At 63.1% G+C, this 1170-nt stretch carries 1 pseudogene; it reads left to right on the plus strand.

Going from position 1 to position 1170, the window contains the following annotated elements:
* Positions 1 to 1170: pseudogene (locus AC1DVN_RS30860) on the plus strand (hypothetical protein); the annotation flags it as partial.

The raw sequence follows: 1170 nt of genomic DNA on the forward strand, positions 1-1170 counted from the left end.
CCTCGCCGACCCGGAGCTGACACCGGAAGAACGTGCTGCGCTCGAAGCGCAGGCGAACTTCATCGGCCCGATGACCCCGGAGGGCGAACAAGCACGCAGGGACGCACAAAACGTCCTCGCCGCCAACCCCCCGGAGCCGGCAGATTCAGACCTCGGCCAGCTCATGGTCGGTGACCCCAACCACGAGGTCTCCGAACCACCGATCACCGACACAGGAACCGGAAACCCTGTCGGCGACGCGATACTCGCCGATCAAACCCAGGAGCCGATCACTTCGAACATCGGCGGGCACGACTACACCACAGAACCCGCGGACCCAGCGGATTCAGACCTCGGCCAGCTCATGTCCGGTGACCCTAACTCCGAGGTCTCCGAACCACCGATCACCGAAACAGGAACCGGAAACCCCGTCGGCGACGCAATACTCGCCGATCAAACCCAGGAGCCGATCACTTCGAACATCGGCAGGCAGGACTACACCACCGAACCTGTCGTCACTGACACCTCCTTCACGGACGAAAACGGAACCAACTGGTCCGGCACACCCTCGAAGGTGCCGAACGTGTGGAGCTGGACGTACACCGACGCGCAGGGAGAAGTACACGACCTGCAGGTCACCTACGACGAGCAGGGACGCCCCTACCAGGTTTTCGACCATTCCAACTCGGAACTGTCCCTGTACGACTGGAGCACCGGCGAACCAGTTCGGATAGGCGACGCGCAGCATCTGGACCCCGGTGTCGCTTACGATCAGCCCTACACCGACGAGATCATGAGCTTCGTTCTCCCACCATTGCGTGGGGGGCGTCTGATTGCTGGCGCAGTCCGGGCYGAAGACCTGATCGTCTCGAACCGGACAACACCCACCCGGCCCCCGGTTACTTCACCATCGACCCCTGCTCAAAACATTCCCCGGCCGGGCACACTGCCACCGCGCGGCATACCCGTCATCGACGGCACAGTTCCACCTGCCGAACATGACCACCCCACGATCCCTTCCGTGAATGAACCTGCACGCCCGGATCCCACGATTCCGGAACCCTCGCAACCCRCTTCGCCCGGCGATCCCGACCGCGGCCAGTGGGAACCATCCACGCCGGGGGAGATCGGTGATCCAGGGCCGAACCTGACACCAGGAATTTCTACCCCGAATGTTCCCTCGCCAGGTCA

It is taken from the genome of Rhodococcus sp. P4_E4, assembly GCF_056401575.1.